This is a genomic window from Lacipirellula parvula, from assembly GCF_009177095.1.
Classification (GTDB): Bacteria; Planctomycetota; Planctomycetia; order Pirellulales; family Lacipirellulaceae; genus Lacipirellula; species Lacipirellula parvula.
Genome location: NZ_AP021861.1, coordinates 6,450,764 through 6,469,580, shown reverse-complemented (window position 1 = coordinate 6,469,580; position 18,817 = coordinate 6,450,764). Strand labels below are relative to the sequence as shown.

16 protein-coding genes and 1 riboswitch are annotated in these 18,817 nt (G+C 63.2%); of the genes, 5 read left to right on the top strand and 11 right to left on the bottom strand.

The window, feature by feature from the left end; all coding sequences use genetic code 11:
* Positions 1-76: 76 nt before the first annotated feature.
* Together PLANPX_RS25225 and PLANPX_RS25220 are read left to right on the top strand one after the other, a co-directional pair.
* Positions 77-1,066 (top strand): galactose-1-phosphate uridylyltransferase, encoded by a 990-nt coding sequence (locus PLANPX_RS25225; protein ID WP_152101396.1) that lies wholly within the window; start codon positions 77-79, stop codon positions 1,064-1,066.
* A gap of 403 nt (positions 1,067-1,469) precedes the next feature.
* Complete coding sequence (locus tag PLANPX_RS25220) at positions 1,470-3,653, top strand: alpha-amylase/4-alpha-glucanotransferase domain-containing protein (protein WP_152101395.1); 2,184 nt, start codon at positions 1,470-1,472, stop codon at positions 3,651-3,653.
* 247 nt (positions 3,654-3,900) lie between these two features.
* On the opposite strand, the gene bioD is transcribed toward PLANPX_RS25220, so the two are convergent.
* Together bioD and PLANPX_RS25210 are read right to left on the bottom strand one after the other, a co-directional pair.
* Positions 3,901-4,596, bottom strand: a complete 696-nt coding sequence (gene bioD, locus PLANPX_RS25215; protein WP_152101394.1) for a dethiobiotin synthase — start codon at positions 4,594-4,596, stop codon at positions 3,901-3,903.
* Positions 4,597-4,689: 93 nt separating this feature from the next.
* Positions 4,690-5,553: a shikimate dehydrogenase family protein gene (locus PLANPX_RS25210; RefSeq protein WP_152101393.1), complete on the bottom strand. Its 864-nt coding sequence runs from the start codon at positions 5,551-5,553 to the stop codon at positions 4,690-4,692.
* A gap of 326 nt (positions 5,554-5,879) precedes the next feature.
* Here PLANPX_RS25210 and PLANPX_RS25205 point away from each other — a divergent pair, with 326 nt between their 5' ends.
* The gene (locus tag PLANPX_RS25205) at positions 5,880-6,698 is read left to right on the top strand and encodes a hypothetical protein (RefSeq protein ID WP_152101392.1); all 819 of its coding nucleotides are present in this window, start codon (positions 5,880-5,882) and stop codon (positions 6,696-6,698) included.
* A 330-nt stretch (positions 6,699-7,028) separates the two neighbouring features.
* Complete coding sequence (locus PLANPX_RS25200; protein WP_152101391.1) at positions 7,029-7,814, top strand: hypothetical protein; 786 nt, start codon at positions 7,029-7,031, stop codon at positions 7,812-7,814.
* On the opposite strand, the gene PLANPX_RS25195 is transcribed toward PLANPX_RS25200, so the two are convergent.
* The 8 genes from PLANPX_RS25195 to PLANPX_RS25160 form a co-directional block, all read right to left on the bottom strand.
* The gene (locus PLANPX_RS25195; RefSeq protein WP_232536243.1) at positions 7,797-8,663 is read right to left on the bottom strand and encodes a class I SAM-dependent methyltransferase; all 867 of its coding nucleotides are present in this window, start codon (positions 8,661-8,663) and stop codon (positions 7,797-7,799) included. The two genes, PLANPX_RS25200 and PLANPX_RS25195, sit on opposite strands and share 18 nt — an antisense overlap.
* 1,085 nt (positions 8,664-9,748) lie before the next feature.
* Entirely contained in the window at positions 9,749-10,594 is an 846-nt protein-coding gene (locus PLANPX_RS25190) for a PEP-CTERM sorting domain-containing protein (RefSeq protein WP_152101390.1), read from the bottom strand.
* A gap of 36 nt (positions 10,595-10,630) precedes the next feature.
* On the bottom strand, positions 10,631-10,873 hold the full coding sequence (locus PLANPX_RS28540) for a DUF5522 domain-containing protein (protein WP_420844086.1): 243 nt from the start codon (positions 10,871-10,873) through the stop codon (positions 10,631-10,633).
* A complete protein-coding gene (locus PLANPX_RS25180; RefSeq protein WP_152101388.1) occupies positions 10,870-11,862 on the bottom strand; it encodes a dockerin type I domain-containing protein in 993 nt (330 codons plus the stop codon). The genes PLANPX_RS28540 and PLANPX_RS25180 overlap by 4 nt, the downstream gene beginning before the upstream one ends.
* Positions 11,852-12,766: a DUF1559 domain-containing protein gene (locus PLANPX_RS25175; RefSeq protein WP_232536242.1), complete on the bottom strand. Its 915-nt coding sequence runs from the start codon at positions 12,764-12,766 to the stop codon at positions 11,852-11,854. The genes PLANPX_RS25180 and PLANPX_RS25175 overlap by 11 nt, the downstream gene beginning before the upstream one ends.
* A 122-nt stretch (positions 12,767-12,888) precedes the next feature.
* Positions 12,889-13,158: riboswitch (cobalamin riboswitch) on the bottom strand.
* Positions 13,159-13,245: 87 nt separating this feature from the next.
* Positions 13,246-13,650: a YidH family protein gene (locus PLANPX_RS25170; RefSeq protein WP_152101387.1), complete on the bottom strand. Its 405-nt coding sequence runs from the start codon at positions 13,648-13,650 to the stop codon at positions 13,246-13,248.
* A gap of 162 nt (positions 13,651-13,812) precedes the next feature.
* Positions 13,813-15,273 carry an OprO/OprP family phosphate-selective porin gene (locus PLANPX_RS25165; RefSeq protein WP_152101386.1) on the bottom strand — a complete coding sequence of 487 codons (1,461 nt, stop codon included), beginning with the start codon at positions 15,271-15,273 and terminating at the stop codon, positions 13,813-13,815.
* Between the two features lie 275 nt (positions 15,274-15,548).
* Entirely contained in the window at positions 15,549-16,301 is a 753-nt protein-coding gene (locus PLANPX_RS25160; RefSeq protein ID WP_172992324.1) for a BNR-4 repeat-containing protein, read from the bottom strand.
* Between the two features lie 184 nt (positions 16,302-16,485).
* Between PLANPX_RS25160 and PLANPX_RS27585 the strand changes: the two genes are divergently transcribed.
* Complete coding sequence (locus tag PLANPX_RS27585) at positions 16,486-16,656, top strand: hypothetical protein (protein WP_172992323.1); 171 nt, start codon at positions 16,486-16,488, stop codon at positions 16,654-16,656.
* A 379-nt stretch (positions 16,657-17,035) separates the two neighbouring features.
* Here the strand turns inward: PLANPX_RS27585 and PLANPX_RS25155 are convergent, their stop codons facing one another.
* Positions 17,036-18,595, bottom strand: coding sequence for a sigma-70 family RNA polymerase sigma factor (locus PLANPX_RS25155; protein ID WP_152101384.1), 1,560 nt, complete (start codon positions 18,593-18,595; stop codon positions 17,036-17,038).
* Between the last annotated feature and the right edge of the window lie 222 nt (positions 18,596-18,817).

Here is an 18,817-nt window from a genome sequence, read left to right as displayed (position 1 = left end):
TGGCTCAGGATGACAAGGTCATCGCCTTTACATTCGTCATTCGGATTTCGTCATTCGTCATTTGCGCTAGCTCGCCATGCCTGAACTTCGCATCGATCCCATCATCGGCCGGCGAGTTTACATTGCCGAGGATCGCGCGGGGCGGCCGAGTGATTATGGGGCGGCGGTTAGCGGTGGTTCATCGGCGTCGGAGACGCCTCCCACAGCGCCTGCAGTTAGGGGCAATTGTCCGTTCTGTGCCGGGAATGAAATTCACACGCCGGTTGCTGAGTTGACGGTGAGCGACGCCAGCGGGCAGTGGCAGTGCCGCGTCGTGCCGAACAAGTACCCGGCGGTGCGGATCGATCGGCCGATCGAGGGGGCGTTTGGCGCCCATGAGGTGATCATCGAGTCGCCAGAGCACCTGCTCGACGTCACCCGCCTCGGGCCGGAGCGCTTAGCGGCCATCGTCCGCGTCTACCGCGATCGCCTCCGCCACTGGGCCGCGCAGCCGGGCATCCGCCACGGGCTCGTGTTCAAAAACTCTGGCTGCGATGCCGGCGCGTCGCTCGAGCATATCCACAGCCAAGTGACGGCCGTGCCGTTCGTGTTGCCGGTCGTTGAGCGGGAACTGGCAGCGGCGGAGCGGTTTTACGGCTCGCAGGGAACGTGCATTTTCTGCGACTTGCTGCAGCGCGAGCTCGCCGCCGGGCAGCGCGTCGTCGCGAACCACGACGCCTATGCGGTCGTCACGCCCCACGCCCCGCGGCAGCCGTACGAGATGTGGCTGCTGTCCAAGACGCATGCCGCTCGCTTCGACCAACTCGCCGACGACGCGATCGAGCCGCTCGCCGCCATGCTGCTCGATGCTCTCGAGCGGCTGCAAGCGGTCGCCCCCGGCTGCCCCTACAACCTGCTCCTCCACACGGCGCCGTTCGACGATGAACACGCCGCGTCGTACCACTGGCACTGGGAGATCGTCCCCCGCCTGGCCCACGAGGCTGGCCTCGAATGGGGCGGCGGCGTCCACATCTGTCCCCTCTCGCCAGAAAACGCGGCAAGGCGCCTGCGGCGGAATGACGAATGACGAATGACGAAGCCCGAATGACGAATGGGGATCGCTTGCGTCCTTCATTCGTCATTCGGGCTTCGTCATTCGCTCATTGGCCTCGCCGAGCATTCTCTTCCGCCTTACAGCCCTAACCACCTCCCCAGCCAGTCGCTTGGCTCGCGATTCGCATCACGAATCTTCCGAATCAAATCAACTGTCGTGTCAAAACGCGCCGATTCAGTAAGCTGGGTTGACTTGGTTGCCGCTCGCGGCTGTGCCAGTTAACCCGACGAATGCCCGCGTCAGGTCAACGTGATTTGCACAATCCGCAGCAAGAACGCTAGCCTCGCCGCGCAAAACCCGCAAATATAGTACGACTCGCCACCCCCGCGCGATTCAACAGGGAAGCCCCGCCGCGCCAGCCCCACTCTACGCCGCCATGAATCAGCCTTTGCGCCTTGTGCTCGTCCTGCACAACCACCAACCAATCGGCAACTTCGACGGAGTCTTCGAGCAGTCCTACCAAGACAGCTATCTGCCGTTCCTCAACGTCTTTGAGCGTTACGAGGGGCTGAAGATTGGTCTCCACACGAGCGGCTCGCTGATGGAGTGGCTCGACGCCCGCCATCCCGAGTACGTTGACCGCTTGGCGAACCTGGTCGCCGCCGGCCGCATCGAAATCGTCGGCGGGCCGTTCTTCGAACCGATCATGACGATGATCCCCTCGCGCGATCGCGTCGGCCAGATCACCAGCTACACCGACTGGCTGCAACGCCGCATGGGCGCCAAGGTCCGCGGCATGTGGATGCCGGAACGCGTGTGGGAGCAATCGCTCACCGGCGACATCGTTCGCGCCGGCATCGAGTACACGATTCTCGACGACTTCCACTTCAAGAACGCCGGCCTCGGCGAAGAGCAGCTCGACGGCTACTACGTCACCGAAGAGGATGGCCACATATTGCGCGTCGCGCCAGGCAGCGAGAAGCTTCGGTACACGATTCCGTTCCAACCGCCGCAAGACACGATCGAGTACCTCCGCGGCGTCGCCGAGCGGCGTCCTGGCGCGGTCGTCTTCTTCGGCGACGACGGCGAGAAGTTCGGCACGTGGCCCGGCACCCGCGAACATGTTTACGATCGCGGCTGGCTGACGCAGTTCTTCGACGCGCTGCAGCACAACTCCGACTGGATCAAGCTCACCACGCCGAGCGAAGCGTTCGACAACGTCGCCCCGCTGGGCAAGGTCTACATTCCCGAAGGCAGCTACCGCGAAATGGTCGAGTGGGCGCTGCCGGCCTCGCGCATCAACCAGTTCGAAGACTCGAAGCACGAACTCGAACACCACGGCCAATGGGACCTGATCAAGCCGTTCGTCCGTGGCGGCTACTGGCGGAACTTCAAAGTGAAGTACCCCGAAACGAACGAAATGTACGCCCGCATGCAGATGGTGAGCCGCCGGCTGCAGGAGATGGTCGATGACGGCGCCGCGGGCGACCTGATCGATCAAGCTCGCCTCGAGCTCTACCGCGGCCAGTGCAACTGCAGCTACTGGCACGGCGCGTTCGGCGGCGTGTACCTGCCGCACTTGCGGAACGCCGTCTACCAGAAGCTGATCGCCGCGAACAACTTGCTCGACCAATACGAAAACCGCGGTTGGCAAGCCGACCAGCAGCCGTGGGTTGAAATCAGCTCGGCTGACTACAACCTCGACGGTCGCCCCGAGGTGAAGATCGCCAGCAACCGGTTGCTCGGCCTCGTGTCGCCGGCCGAGGGCGGCCAGCTGTACGAACTCGACGTGAAGTCGATTTGCCACAATCTGCTCGCGACGCTCGCTCGCCGCCAGGAAGCATATCACCGTGCGGTGCTTCGCGGCCCGTCGGTCGATGGCGAGAACGTCTCCAGCATTCACGACCGCGTCGTCTTCAAGCAAGAAGGTTTGAACGAACGCCTCGGTTACGACCGCTGGCAGCGAAATTCGCTGGTCGACCACTTCTTCGCGGCCGACGCCGATCTCGCTGCGGTCTCGCAAGGGCGTGCGGAAGAGCAGGGCGATTTCGTCCTCGCTCCGTACGAAGCGAAGCTCCGCCGCAACGATGGCCGCGTCCAAGTGCAGCTCTCGCGAACCGGCTTCGTGCAAGGCCGGCAAGTGAAGCTCACGAAGGGCATCACGCTCAACGCCGGCGACTCGACGCTCGAGATTGCCTACCTGCTCGAAAACGTGCCGTCCGACATCGGCCTGCACTTTGCTCCGGAGTTCAACTTCGCCGGTCTGCCCTCGGGCGCCGACGACCGTTACTTCTCGGGCGCTCATGGACATCGCCTGGGACAGCTCGGCCATCAGCTCGACCTGCAAGGCATGACGCAGCTGAGCCTGACCGACGAATGGCTCGGCATCAGCGTCCACCTGAAGTTCGACCAGCCCGCCGCGATCTGGACCTACCCGGTCGAGACGGTGAGCCAGTCGGAAGGGGGCTTCGAGCTAGTACACCAATCGTGTGCCGTGTTGCCCCACTGGACAGTCATTCCGGATGCCGAAGGCCGCTGGAGCATGACGATGCGGATGACCGTCGACACGCAACTGGCCGAATCGCGGATGCCGCAGTGGGCTGAGGCGGCGGCTGTTTAGTCGCGGGGATTCACCACGAAGTCGCTAAGGCACGAAGGAAGTCACTAAGAAACAAGTTAACCGCGAATCACGCTTAACGGGCGTGGTTCGCGTTTTTTTTATTGTCGAAATTCTTTGCGCCTCAGCGCCTTTGCGTGAGACAATTCTTTCCCAAGAAGATCTCACGCAAAGGCGCAGAGGCGCAAAGGAAATACAAGAATAGAGACGACTCGTTCGCTTCTCGTCGTGTTCGTCGTGCCGTCGTGGTTCAATTAAATTTCATCGCGGCGAGTGCGAACCAATCAACCGGCTGGTCAAACGTCCCACTACGGTGTGAGACCGTGGTTAGCAGCGGTGCATCGCAGCGGGCGGCGAGTTCTTCCGCATTTGACGCCAAGCTCGCATCATCGGGCCGCTGCATCGCCTGGTTCAGCACGACGCCCGCGATCGGCAAGTGCGGCGCCCTTGCTTGGGCGGTGATGAGCGTTTGCAGCGTTGCGTTGATCACGCCGAGTTCATTCGCCGCGACGATCACCAGCGGCAGGCCCAGTTCCGCGGCGAGGTCGATGTTGTAATCCACATCGCTCAGCGGCGACATCAGCCCGCCGGCGCCTTCGACGATCACGATCTCGCTCGCTGCGAGCCAAGGTTCGAGTCCCGACCGCAACAGCGCCGCGTCGATGCGACGCCCTTCCGCCTGCGCGGCCCGCGGCGGAGCCAGTGGCGCCAGAAATCGCTGTGGGCAAACCTGCTCCAGCGTGAGCGGCCGCCCCGCCGCTTCCCACATCGCCGCCGCATCCTCGGCGATCAACCCGTCGGCCGTCGCTTGGCAACCGCTTGCCACGGGTTTGTAAACACCGACGCGCCGCCCGCTCGTCGCGAGCGCTCGCGCAATCATCGCCGCCACGTGCGTCTTGCCGACTTCAGTGTTCGTGCCGGCGATGAACAGACCGCGTGTTGCCATGAAATACTTTTACCGCGAAGAGTCGCAAACGACGCAAAAAATTAAGAAGGCGGACCAGAGATTTCTTTTCGCGTCCCTTGTGCTTTTTTGCGGCTAAAGAACAAGAAACTCTTCCACCGCTTCGCGCATCGCTTCGCGGTCGGGCTTCTCGCCGGTCCACAGTTCGAACGCCACTGATGCTTGCTCCACCAGCAGCGTCAGTCCGTCGACTGTCGGCAGCGCTCGCTTCCGAGCATCGCGCATCAGCCGCGTCGTCGGCGGATTGAACGTCATGTCGCACACCAGCAGCTCCGCTGGCAGCGCGTCGATGTTCAGCGGCAACGCCGCCTTGCCGTCGTACCGGCCGACCGGCGTCGCGTTGAGCAGCAGCCGCACGTCGTTGCCGACGGCGATCTCGCCATTCTTCGGCCACGGCGTCACGCGGCAGTCGACCGCTGCGGTGTGCGGATCGCTCTTCAACGATTCGACTAGCGGCACGGCTTGCGTCGGTTCGACGCACACGAGTTCGAGCGACGTGGCCCCGGCGAGCGCGAGCTCCGCCGCGATCGACTTCGCCGTCCGTCCGGCGCCGAGGATCATCGCGTGCAGCCCCTTGGTCGCCACATACGGCTCAGCGAGCCGCCGCATCGCGATCCCCTCGGTGTTCACGCCGCGCAGGCCGTCGTTGAGTTGCTGCAGGCAGTTCACCTGCCCGCTGAGCCGTGCCGAGTCGCTCACCGATTCAAGGTAGCGATGCACCTCGCCGCGATGGGGCGGGGCGAGCATGATGCCGCGGAACTCAAAAATGCGGGCGCCCTTGAGGGCCATCTCGAAATCGACGGCCGACACCTCGAAGGTGAGGAACCGCCAGTCGAGATTCGCCACCGCGAACGCCTTCTCGAGCATGTACTGCGTCGGGTTGCCGGCCACGGGGTCGCCCATCAAGCAACAGACGTCTTGCTGAGGATGAGTCGACATGCGGCAGCGATCGAGAGAAGGCGAAGGGACGGAGAGTCGCGGTCGACCCCGGCACTGCCAGCGAACCCGGCGGCCGTGCGACTGCTACGATCGCCCCATTCTCCCCCGCCAGAGCGGTATTTTCAACCGCTGAGTCGACCGGCCTGCAACGCCGCTCGCAGGGGATTTCGGCTCGGCTGACTAGAATAAAGGACGAGCGCCGCGATCCGCGGAGCTGAATTTATTTGGGTGCCACTGGCGTGTCGCCAGTGCGAAGTGCCGAGCAAGTTCCCACATCAACACTGGCGGCACGCCAGTGATACCCTCAACATCGCCTTACTGCCTCCGTGCCCAACTTCTACCACCGCCCCCTGACCTGGCTCTTCTGGATCGCGGCCCTCTGCCTCGATGCGGTGGCGTTGTCGATCAACTACGAAGGCCCCTTCGCCTCCGCACTCGGCCTCGGGCAACTCTTCGTCGTCAGCGGCTGGCTCGTACTCGGCCGCAGTCACCCGCTCGCACGGGCGTCGTGGTTCGTGGCGATGCTGATCTTGCTCGTCGCGCCCGACTACGGCATCCCGCGCTGGCGTTCGTCGATGCACCAAGACGTCGTCTGGCCCCACGTCCTCGCGCTCATGACCGCAGCCGGCGCCTTCACCGCATTCGCCACCGCCGCCTGGGCCACGTTCCTCTGGAGCGTTTCCACTCCCGCACCGCAGCCGCCGCGCAAGCCGCAATACTCGATCGCCGCGCTGCTCGGTTGGATGACGCTATTGGCGCTAAGCACCACCTGCGTCCGCCTCGCCGATTTCTCGCTCTTGAACGAAACTCCCCGCGACCTCGTCAGCGGCAGCGGCCTCGCCGGCGCCGCCGCGATCTTCATCGCCGCCAGCATCGGCCCCCACCGCGAGAGCTGGCTCGCCCGCCTCCTCTCCGCAATCGGCTTCATTGTCTCCATCGGCGTGATGGCTGCCGCCGGCGTCCCGCCCGAAGCCGCCGCCGTCGCCACCGGCGCACTCGCGTTCGTCGTCGCGTGGACGATCGTGAGCAGAATCGACCGCGTTCGTGCCCAAGCTCCCGTCGCCGAGCTTGCATCATCTCCAACGCCACCAGACGCTGTGGCAACTCTCGCTCCACAACTCCGCGTCTTCAAGAACGAAGCGTGAAGCGAAATCCTGCGACAGCAACTTGCAGCATTGGGGCTCGTCGGCAGTTCGATTGCGTCTCTATGTCAACGAACGTTCTGGCTCCCTCCCCCTGGAGGGGAGGGCTGGGGAGGGGGGAAGAGCCCTGGTACCCGCTTTAATCACCCCTCCCTAACCCTCCCCCTCAAGGGGAGGGGACCTCAAGGTTGAATTTTTCTTGTAGCGTCCGCTCTCAGCCGGACCGCCACGCGGTCCGGGCGAACCCTCGCCGCCGCGTGCTCAAACGCGCGACGAATTCTGATACAATCCGACGGCGAAACTCCCTAAACCTGTCGTCGGGACATGCTCGTCATGCTGTCGGTCGTTGCTCGCCCTGCGATGTGGACTTATTTGATTCTGGCGGCAATCGCCAGCCTCGCGGTCGCTAAGCCAGAGCTTCCGCCAGTCGGGTTTCAAGCCACAGTAATGGCGGGTTTTCTCTTCGGCCAACTCTGGCTAGTCGCGATCTGGGCCGCTGTTGGCCGTGCGCCGCGACTGATTCGCGCCATGGGGCTGTTGCTTGGGATGCTCGTTGGTTCAGCGATTGTCTGTCGTTTGGATGGAGAACAATCGATGGAGCGCTTTCGCGAAGGACTTGGCCCAATGCTGCTCGTCGTTTCGCCCGTTTTCGTCCCAGCGTTGCTAACGAAGATTGTTCTTGATTGGAAAAAAGTTGGTTCGACTGAGCAAATGCGTTTCCCGTTGAAGGAACTGCTCGGCTGGATGACCGTCGTTGCGGCAGCGAGTTGGTTGTTGAATGCTGGCGATTTTGGTTTGCTCGAGCACTCGCCGCCGACGTTTAGGCTTTTGCTCGCGGCGGGAGTGGCGGCTGGCGTCGCTGGGGCGGTCTGCCACCGCGACGCTATTCCACTCTCCTTCAAAGTAGCTTCCGTCGCTTTAGCCCTCGTGGCGGTCGGTTGTTGCTTGAAGATCGGCTCCATCAAGCCGCCGAACAATTTCCTGTGGGGAGCGGTCGGCGGCGGGTTGTACTTGGTGATTGCGTTCATCTTGAGAGGCTATGACGATCGCAGCTTCAGCCGACGACTAGAGGCTAGCCGTCGCGTGCAACAATCACTCGCCCTAAGCGAGCACGATTGAAGGCTTGGCCTCTGTAGAGCTAGTCCCGCGTCGCGCCTTGATCCGCACATAAGGCGCCACAAACTGCGCCCGATGGGCAAAGCTCCCCTGCTCGGCGTCGCGCTCGGCATGCATCGGTTCGAGCAGGTCCTCAATCGCAAACCCCGCACGGCAGATGCCGCCCAACAGTTGCTCCCAGCGGTGGAGATACTCAAGCGTCCCCCGCTCGCGCAGCCGACTTGGTTCGGCAGCGGGGAGCGGCCCTTCGCGATAGTAACGCTCGGCGAGAGCGTAGTTGCCGCCAGAGCGTTCGGGCCGTAGCGTCGTTTGCAAGCTCGTCGGCGACTTGTGCTGGCTCACGTACAGCCCGCCCGGCCGCGTCACTCGCGCGACCGCTGCGAACACCGGCGCCACGTCGGCGATGTAGCAGGTGCTCACCGGGTGGATGACGAGATCGAACTCGCCCGCCGCAAACATCGACAACTCGTCCATCGACGTCTGCACCAGCCGGGCATCGAAACCCCGCTCGCGGGCGACGACGCGATCGAGCGCGAGCATTTCGTCGCTGATGTCGACGACCGTGATCTGCGCCCCGGCTGCCGCATAGAGCGAACTATGCCGACCGCCGCCGGCCGCGAGGCAGAGGACGCGCCAGCCGCGAATGTCGGGGCCGAGCCAGCCGGCGGGATCAACCGTCGCGAGCGGGTTGGCAAGTTCGTCGTCACGCGCTGGTTGAGCGAGCGGGACGCCGTCACGCGCGAGTGCGTTCCACGCCCGCGCGTTGTGAGAAACACCAGCTTGCTGGGTGCCACTGGCGTGTCGCCAGTGCTGCAGCGGAGACTCGCGCTCCTGATCGTTGGGGGTCGACACGACGTCAGCTGCCTTGAGGGCTACGTGCGAAGCCAGATTCAGACAGACTAGGCTTCAGACTTTGCTTTTCAGGCGGGCTTGCACGTCTGTCGGTAGGGAGGCTTGGTTGGCAGTTCGCACTGGCGGCACGCCAGTGGCACCCGATGGGTGGAACTTACTGCAACACGTTCCAACAGAAAAAGCCCGCGAGATGATTCGGAAAGATAACTCCAGGTGCCCCATCGATTGAACCATCCCGCGGGCAGTTTGTCACCCAGTGATGCGAGTCACCGGTGCGTCTCTTCAACCCACAGTACCGCCCCATACGGTTTTGCCAAGAAATTGGTTCAACGATGTTTCGCCTGCATTGCCAGCGTTTGACGAAGGATCCGCGAATCACGCGAATACGCGCGAATGAGGAAAAATTGACCACAAGTTATTCGCGAACATTCGCGCCATTCGCGGGCCTGCTTTTTGATTGCTTTCGGCCACTCAATTTGAGATACTGATCGTTTGGCCACTGGTGCAATTGCGCGCAAATTCGCCTCCGGATCCACCGACTTCGATCCAGTCGATCCGCGCAATCCTGCGATCCTGTCAAAAAACCTAACCGCCCCCCATGCGAGGGGCAAATGCGACACAAAGACGACAGTCATTGGCGTAAATCATCCGGCCGCAACGAGTTACCGCCGTCGCTTAATGTCGCCAAAAATCGCATTCCACGTCACAAGCGACACGACACGACATCAAAACGAGGCGACACGGAATGACGCGACCTTGAGCTTGAGACCGCGACGCACAATACGACAACGCAGCGCAAAGGATCTGCGCTATGCATGACGCGAACGCTGAAAGCGTTCCATCATCCAGCCCAGGGTTGATCGCCTCGGCGATCTACCCTGGGTAAGCGTCCAAAAAGTCCACAACCCTGTAAGGGTTGAATCAATCGAGTTAGCCTCGGCCGATTCAACCCTTACAGGGTTGCGAGATGTTGACGGCGATGATGACCCAGGGTAGGTCGCTTGCGCGACCAACCCTGGGCTGGATGATTGAACGCCGTTGGCGTTCCAATTCGACTTGCGGAGATAGCAGCCAGTTATTGCCGGTTAGCGCTGGCGACGACGGACGCTCCACAACGCGCACGCCGCAAGGGCGCCAAGCGCAATCGTCGCCGGCTCCGGCACCGCGCGGACGTCGGCCATCGCGTCGATCTCCACGGTGTTCGTCGCGGTGAGCGGGTTCGTGATCCGCACGTAAGAAATGCTCGCCAGACCGGTCGAGGCGATGTCGACGCCGACGCCGCCGCCCGAACCGTCGTACGCCGCAATGATTTGAGCGGTCGTCATCCCGGCGACGTTCGTGAGCGCGGCAGGATTCACTGGCTTCGTGAAATCGCTGAGGACTTGGCCATGTTGCGAGGGGAACGCTTCGGTGACGTCGAGATAACCAACCGTCGGGAACAACCCGTCGGCGACGCCGGAGACTGGGACGAAGTCGACGCCGTTGGCGCTCACTTCGATCTGGCCGCCGCCGATCGAGGCGCTGCCGGTCGCGGTGTTCGGGCCGAAGACGAGCTCATAGAACGAGTTGCCGAAGATCAGCAGGTCGATGCCGTACGGGTTGAGCGGATGGTTTTGCACCGGCTCGTCGAACTGCAACGTCAGCGAACCGCCGATGCCGATCGAGACGATTTCGTGGTCGCGGTAAGCGGAAGAGAAGGGAGTCGTCGGGCCGCCGAAGTTCGCCGGATCGCTGGCGAAGCGGGTCGGCTCGCCGAGGGCCGTCTGCGGGTTGTTGATCGGATTACCGGTGACGAAGTCGTTGCCGACGCCGGTTCCTTGGATGTACTCGACCATTTTGTCGGCCCACGGATCCGCGGCGAAAGCGGGCGCCGCCGGGCAAGCCGCGAGCAGGCTGAGCGCGGCGGCGGTCAACTTCAAGTTCAACTTCATGAGATCTCTCCTTGGTGAAAGTTCAGTGGTGTGGTCTTAAAAGCCCCCGGCTCTGCCGGTGGACGAAGTGCTAGTCAGTTCTGTTCTTGCTACGTCCACCGGCGGAGCCGGTGGCTTGGATGCTTTGCGATACGGGCAGTGCCGGCAACCGTTGCCGCAGCACGTTCCGCGGCGGAGCAGATACGCCTCGGTGAGGACGAATCGGCCCCGCTCAAAATAAAAATCGCGCCCGGCCACGAGCGGCGAGGAACTCGCTGCTGCCGCGGGCGGCGCGGTCATCGTGTCGGGTGCTTCCATGCGAGGGTTCCATGAATTCGATTGATCCGCCGCCGAACCGCCGCAGCTGCGAACGCCATCAGCGCGAGTCCCAGGCTCGTCGGCTCGGGGACCGCTGCGGCGCTGATGGCTGCCGGCGGCGTGGTCGCTTGGCTGAAGGCGTCGCGCCACCACTGCAAATCGGCGGCATCGACCCCGCCGTCGCCGTTGGCGTCGCCTTGGTTCAGCTCAGCCCCAGTCGTGATGCCGTAGCCCCGTTGCCACGCGAGGAAGTCGGCGCCATCGACGCCGCCGTCGCCATTGAAGTCGGCGCTGCCGACGATCGCCGGCGCGGGAGCGGCGAACGGATTGTCGGCAAACTGCTGAAAGCCGGCCTGGTTCACCGCGGGGTGATAGGCCCAGCTCTCCCAGTCGCCATCTTGCAGCACGCGACTGCTCATGCCGACTTGCGAAGCGGTCCACGACCCGCCGGCGAACGGATTGGTGTGCGAGTAGCCATAGTTCCAAAAACCGCGGAACCAACCTTCGTTGTAGTAGTCTGCGGGGTCGACCGCCTGCGCACGATCGGCCGGGCCGCTCACTTGCGCGATCCCCGCTTCATTGAACGTCGTGCCGTCGTCGAGCGCGAACGCGCCGTCGCCGTCGTCATAGCCGAGGCCATAGAGCGACGAACCAAGCCCGCCGCCAAAGCCGCCCGACTTGGCGAACAACCGAGGGTCGGCCGTCACCACGGCATTGAGCAGCGTCTGCCCCGTCGCTGCTCCATCCCAACGAAACCCCCACGCGAGCGTCGTCCGCTCGGTCGTCCCGGTGAGCCACTCGATCGCCACGACGGCGCGGTTGCTTCCTGTGCCGACCCAGAACTCGACGTCGTCGAACGACGCGACCGGTCCCGCGGCCGCCGGCTGCGTGCCGACGCCGATCAACATCGCTGAACAGAGCGACCACCATGCGAGCGCTACGATGAACTGTTGCCGACCACTACGGAGCATGAGCCGCCTCCTCGCCCGCGCGGGTCAGCATGGCGTTCAACACGCGTTGGTCGAGCTGCTCGCTCAAGAAGGCGACGTGCCCGTCGCAGAAGACGGCTTGCGCGCCGCCGGGATGGGGCGAGCCGATTTCGTTCTCCAGTCCTTCGGTCGAATTGATTGGCGTCGACTGCTCTTGAGCAAAGACGTTTTGGCCGTTGATCCACTCGCATTCGACGCGGCGGCGGAGGAGCGACTCGGCGATGGCGACCGTTTGCGACAAGCCGTCGACGATGTCGCGGTAGGCAACTGGCTCGTCGTAGACGAACACGCCGAGCGAACCCGGCTCCAACACTTGGCCGCTGAACCACTCACTCGGATCGATACTGAATGGCGCATCGCGACCGGCGCCTTCGACGCCGTAGATGCCGCCGTAGTCGGTGAACGCCGCGCCGCGCCACAGGTTCGAATCGCTCGCCGTTTCCGGTTGCAGCGTGCTCGGGCAGAGGAAGACGTCGACCTGTTGCGAGGCGGCGGGAAGGTTCGGCGCCTCGTCCGACGGCTTCGTGAAGTCAAGCCGGGCGTGCAGTGCCGTCTGCTCCAGCCACGGCAGCAGTTGGGCGTTCCACGACAGGAAGAGTTGCACCCCCTCTTGCGGCGGCAGGCAGCCAATGCAGCCGGGGGGCAACGTGCGACGCTGCCCCTCGTAGTTGATCGCCGCGAGGCCCTGCTGTTTGAGATTGTTCGCACAGCGACTTCGCCGCGACGCTTCACGGGCCGCTTGCACCGCCGGCAGCAGCAGCGAGACGAGCACCCCGATGATCGCGATCACCACCAGCAGTTCCACCAGCGTGAAGCCGCGCGACGGCGCGTGCGACTCGCGGCGGGTGGCTGGCGGGCAGGGCATGAGCACTTGCGTCCGTCTCATCGTGGGCGAGCCGTGGCTCGATCAATCGCCGACCCTGCGTGGGCGCCAACGAAGATCGCCCAGACAATCGGCGGCAACGATGAAACTATCTCGCCATCCGCCCGTCCCTCGCAGGAGCGAATCGCATTGCTGCATGCAGTGGTAGGTCTTCTGACTCCCAGGCTCGACGAAACTCGCCTTCTCGCCGCATGTAAACCCTGTCGAGGCTTTGAGCCCTCTCAGGGTTCGGACTGGTTGCTTAAGCGACCAGTCCAGCGGCAATGGCTGAAGATGCGTTCGTCGAATCGCGCCTGGTCACAGCGGCGGGGCCGTCCCGGAATCGCACCGGAGTTCCCTGTTGCGTCGGCCGAGCGACACGTGCCCAGCCGACCACCAACGCATGGTGAACCAAACTCAAGGGATCGAGTTTAACGCGCCCCTTCGGGGGGCGTAAAGCAGGGGGCGCAAGTGCTGCGAAGGGAGTGGTTTAGGCGATCCGGTCAGCGGGCGACGGCCGCGGCCCGGCCCGTTTCGGCGCTGTTTGCGCTGACGACCAAATACCCGCCGAGGGCGAGGCCAATGAGCGAAATGAGGAGTGCGAAGATCACCGACCATCGCATCACGCCCGGTTGCGTCCGCTGCGACTTGGCGAGGCCGTGCCAGAACTTCGCGTGCTGCCAGGCCGCGACGCCGATGGCGACCGAGCCAAGCACCACGAGTCCGACGCCGATCCATGTCGACCCGGCATGCGTCGGCGCGTCGGGAGCGTTGCGGACGATCCGCAGAAACAACCCGAACCGCGCGACGACGAACCCCATGCCGACGAGCGTCAGCCCGGTGCGAACCCACGCGAGCAGCGTCCGCTCGGCGGCAAAGTAAATCCGCGGATCGTCAGCTTCAGCCATGGTTACGTGAACCTTCAAGAGAATTGGAACCGCCGATCAACGCCGAAAGACGCAGATGAATGCAGCGTGAGCATCCACCCGCGTCTAACGGCAGCATTCTACCTACTTATTGCTTCGACTGCTTCGTGTCCTCCGTCGTGCTCTTGGGTTCGCCTTCTTCCCTTAGAAGTCAAACTGAGCCCGCGTACCGAAGATGTCAGACTCGGTGTCGTTCCCCACCGGACGGTCGAGGAAGTTGTGGATGTAGTTGAACTCGAACCGCGTGAATCGATTGAGGTACCAGTTCAAGCCGAACGTGAGATCCTGTAAGTGACCGCCTTGGACGAACTTGTCGTTGAGGTCGAGCGTCGAGTAACGGCCAGCGATTTCCCACGCGCCCCAGCTGCCGTTGCCGAAGTTGACGTCGGGGACAACGCGAGTGAAGGCCGCTGTTTTGTGATCGTAGTTGCGACGTTCGCCGGTGAGGACGTAACCGACCTGGGCGTAACCGGCGGGGAACTGCAATTGCGGGCCCGTCGGTTCGTTGAGCATTGCGTACATGTATTCCGATTGGAACACGAGCGAGCCGAAGCCCGCCGCTAGTTCGCCGCCGACGACCTGGTAGCTTTGTGTCGGCAGGAAGCCGGTGTTCACATAGAACGGAATCGGGAAGTCAGTCACGTTGTTGGCGTCGAGTTGCGTGAAGCCGACTTCAGGCGTCGACCGCAGCCGCAGCGTGTTGCCGGCCGGTTCGTTGTAGGTGTAGCTGCCGCCGACGTGCACGACGTTGTTGCACTCGTCGTTGTAGAGCAGCATCGTTTCGCGAGTCGACATGCCGTAGCCGTTGTCGCCGGCGACGTTACCGTACTGGTCGGTGGGGAAGCGGTAGCCCGACCAGGCCCAAGTCGCTTGTTCTTCGAAGGCGGTGTTGAAGAAGCCAACGCCGACTTGGCGGAACGGCACCAGCGCGAAGGCGAGCGACCGTTCCATGAACAGCAGTTCGCGAAAGCTCGTCGCTGGTTCCATGCTGAACGGCTGTTTCCATTGGCCGACTTTGAAGTGGCCGACGCCGGGCAGGTCGGCGACGTCGACCCACACGTCGGTGAAGTTCGGGCGGCCGGGGAACGCGAAATCGTACTCCATGCGGTACTTCACGTTCTCGGCGAGGAAGCCGTTGGCGCCGAGACGAGCGCGGCGGAAGCCGGCGACGTCGCGGGCGTCGCCGACGACGGCTTGGTTGTCGGCCGGCTGATCGAACCAAATGCCGTCGATCTGCGCGGCGCCCGACACGATGATCAGCGGGTACTTCGGCTTCTCGGCGGGCGGCGCCAACCCTGGCGGGCAGGTCGGGCACTCGCCGAGTTGGATGAAGCTCGCAATTGGCACGACGCCGTTGTCGAGCCGCAGGCCATCGGCAATCGACGAGTTCGCCGCCGCGGGCTCAGCCGGTGCGGCGGAGGCCGCACCGTCCACGGTCTCGGCGAGCGGCGTCGTGGGGACGAACGACAGCTCTGTTTCGCTGTCGACAGGCGGCAGCGAAACGAGCGCTTGTTCGAACGATTGGGCGCCGACGGGCGCTTGCAGTGCAAGCGCGACCAACGTCGAAGCGCAGTGGGGCCAGAGACCCCAGGCGGGACGCTTCATTCCTCGATTCCCTTCGAGCAACGGGCGACGGGGCGGGTATAGGGGGTGTTAACACCAAGAAGATCGACGGCGTTAGAAGACGGAGCTTAGGCAATGTGAGAAGCTTTGTGCATCATGCGCTTCAGGGCGATCGATTGCATCGGGGCGGTTTTGTGCGTTCGCGTGCTAGCATCGATTGTGCGATTGAAGTCCACGCTTCAGATCGCAAATCGCCAGGGTGCATGACGCATTTCGCCCTGCGGCCGTTACGCAAAGCCGCGTCCGTTGGTTACGGTTTACGGCGCAACCAACGGACGAACAACATCCCCCGCGCGATTCGTGTAGTAGAGCGCCGACGTCGATCGTTCCAGCGGATTGCCGTCGGCCCAAATGGCGTAGAAATCGGGGTGGGCGTTTACCGGACGCCGCGCGTAGGTCTGGTTGACCTGGCTCCCTTGCGTGACTTGCCGGGTGCGCTGCCACGTCGCCCCTTCGTCGCGGCTGGTCCACAGCACCATCTCGCCGCCGGTGTTAAACGGCTGCGGCCCGGGATCGGTCGGCGCCAGCAGTCGCCACTCGTCGCCTTCGACGTAGAGCGAACCGAAGTCGTAGTTGTGGTCGCTCACGGTGATCGGCCGGCGGCGCCACTCCTCGCCGGTCCAGTGGGCGGTCCACCACTGCCGCTCGCCGTTGGCGGGGCCGGGGGCGTAGCCGTCGGTGGTGAGGTAGACGATTACCGGTCGGCCCGCGGCGTCGAAGTTGAGATCCTTCAGGTAGACCAGTTTGCCTTCCGCTTGGTAGTCGTAGATGAGCGCGTCGTTGTCGATCGAAGTGATCGGCAGTTCGACCTCGTGACCGGCGGCGGTCCGCCAGGTGGCGCCCATGTCTTCCGTCGCGAGGTAGTAGAGATTGGTGCGGGCGTTTAGGCCTCCTTTGTTGGGATGAACGTTTGAACGCGGTCGCCGCTCCGCGCGGCAGCGGCTGGCTGATCTGGTAGTGGCCCGACGCGGCGCGAGCCAGCGGCTGTTGTTCGGACCACTCGCGGCCATCGCGGCTCGTCTTCCAGAAGAGCATCCGCTTGCCGTTTTCGTACCGCGTGTGGAGGAAGAGGAAGCCCTCGCCGGGGATGTACCATGGTTGGCTGTACGAGAAATTCGTCTTGGCGATGACTTCGAATCGTTCGATCGAATGGGGTGAGACGCTCCGCAAGATGTACGCATCCTCTCGCGGGCCATGAGCGCTGCAGAAGAGCCACACGTGACCGTCGGCGTCGATTTGCAGCGTGGGGTTTTCGTGAGCGTCGTCGATGTGCTTCAGCAGCGCCATCCGCGGTTGGGCCGCTTGGTTGGTCGCATGATCGAAGTACGAGATCATGCAGGCGAGTTCCTTCGGCTTGCCGGTTGAGCCGCCGTAGCAGAAGTAAGTGCGATTCGCCTCGGGGGAGTAAATGGCAATTGGTGCGTGTTGCTGCGGGTAGGTTCCTAGTCCGCCGCTGTACTTGTAACCGTACTCGTCGTTCGTCGCCTGGTTCGCGTACCAGATGCCGCGGTAACCATCGACTGGCTGGGCATCGATGATCTCCGCTTGGGCGGTCGATGCGATGAGCAGGATCGCTGCGGCTAGAGCGGACTGGAAGGCGGGACGGTGCTTGGAGGGAGGATGCAACATCGAGGCGGGCCAATCGGTGGGGGGCGGGAAACGAAAAAGCCTCGGAACGCTTGCGGGCGCTCCGAGGCTTCGTGGTTGTCGTGACGACGTTGCGCGACCAGCGGTCACGGCTTTACTAATCGAGGAAGCCGCTGAGTTCTTGGCTGCGACTTGGTTGCTGCAGCTTGCGAACGGCTTTGGCTTCGATCTGACGGATACGTTCGCGGGTCACTTTGAAAATGTGGCCCACTTCTTCCAGCGTGTAGCTGTAACCGTCGCCCAGACCGTAACGGAGCTTGATGATTTCGCGTTCGCGGTAGCTGAGGGTCTTGAGGACCTTCGTGATCCGCGAGCGGAGCATCTCTTGCGCGGCGCCAATCGCCGGGCTCTCGGCGCCCGAGTCAGGCAGCAAGTCGCCGAAGTGGCTGTCTTCGCTGTTGCCGACCGGACGGTCGAGGCTAATCGGGTACCGGCTCATGGCGAGCACGCGACGGGCTTCGTCGACCGAGCAGCCGGCCGCCTTGGCCGTCTCTTCGATCGTTGGTTCGCGACCCAAACGCTGCAGCAACGCCCGCGACACGTTCCGCACGCGGCTCATGGTTTCCACCATGTGCACCGGGATGCGAATCGTGCGGCTTTGGTCGGCTACGGCGCGGGTGATCGCTTGGCGAATCCACCACGTCGCGTACGTGCAGAACTTGAAACCGCGGCGATATTCGAACTTATCGACCGCCCGCATCAGGCCGGCGTTGCCTTCCTGAATCAGGTCGAGGAACGACAGGCCGCGATTGCGGTACTTCTTGGCGATCGACACCACGAGCCGCAGGTTGCCTTCCGACAGCCCGCGCTTGGCGCGTTGGTACTTCGAGTAGACTTCCTTGAGGTAGTTCACGCGGTTGCGGAGGCTCGTGGGAGTCTCTTGCGTGATCCGCAGGATGTTGCGGTACTCGATGATCAACGGCTTCCGCTCGGACGCGGGGCGACGATCCTTACGCATCTGCTCAAGCATCGTGCGAAGTTCGTCGACCCGAGCGCTGAACTGCTCCAGCGTCGAAATGTGCGGCTCGATCCGCTGGGTCCGCAAGCCGAGCTCTTCCACCAGCATCACCGCGCGGCGGCGACGCTTGGCGAGGTTCTGCCAGGCTTGTTGACGGCGGGCCGGCTTTTCCGACTTGCTGGTGGCAATCCGGTAATCTTCAGCGTTGCGCTCCAGCAGCGTGTCAAGCGTTTCCAGGTTGTGCGGAAGGCGGCCGAGGATCTGCTCTTTTTCGAGCCGATCGGTCACCGACACCTGCACGGTGCGGTCGAAGGGGAGTTCGCCGCGGTGGACGCGCTTGAGCACCTTGTGAGCGGCGCGGATGACGTAATCGCAGGCGAGGAGCCGGCGACGGAAGGCGGTGCGGGTCGTCTCGATCCGGCGGGCCAGGTTGATTTCCTGCTGCCGGGTGAGCAGCGGAATCTCGCCCATCTGGGTCAGGTACATCCGCACGGGGTCGTCGGACCACGATTCGCCTTCCGGCATCTCGTCGTCGAATTCGACTGCGGCCGCTTCGTCCTTCACGTCATCAGCCAAATCGAGAGACATGTCGTCGTCTTCGTCGATGTCGTCGTCGAGGCCCTTGGCATCGAGTTCGACGTCGCCGTCTACGGCTACAACGTCATCTTCCAGGTCATGATCCATTAACGTGTCGTACAACTTCACACTCCTCAGCAATCGTGATTCTTAGGGCGTCTCATCTGGCGCAGAATATTCGCTGAAAACCGCCGCGAGCGGGTCGAAGACAGGATGGCCTGAGCTGCCGGCGCGGGCGATGCTCCAAGACTTCATCTCATCATCAAGACGCTGCTCGCAAGACACGCGGTTCACTTGTTGCCGCCAAGCGACGCGGCAAAAGTCGCGCTAACGCGCCGAATGTTC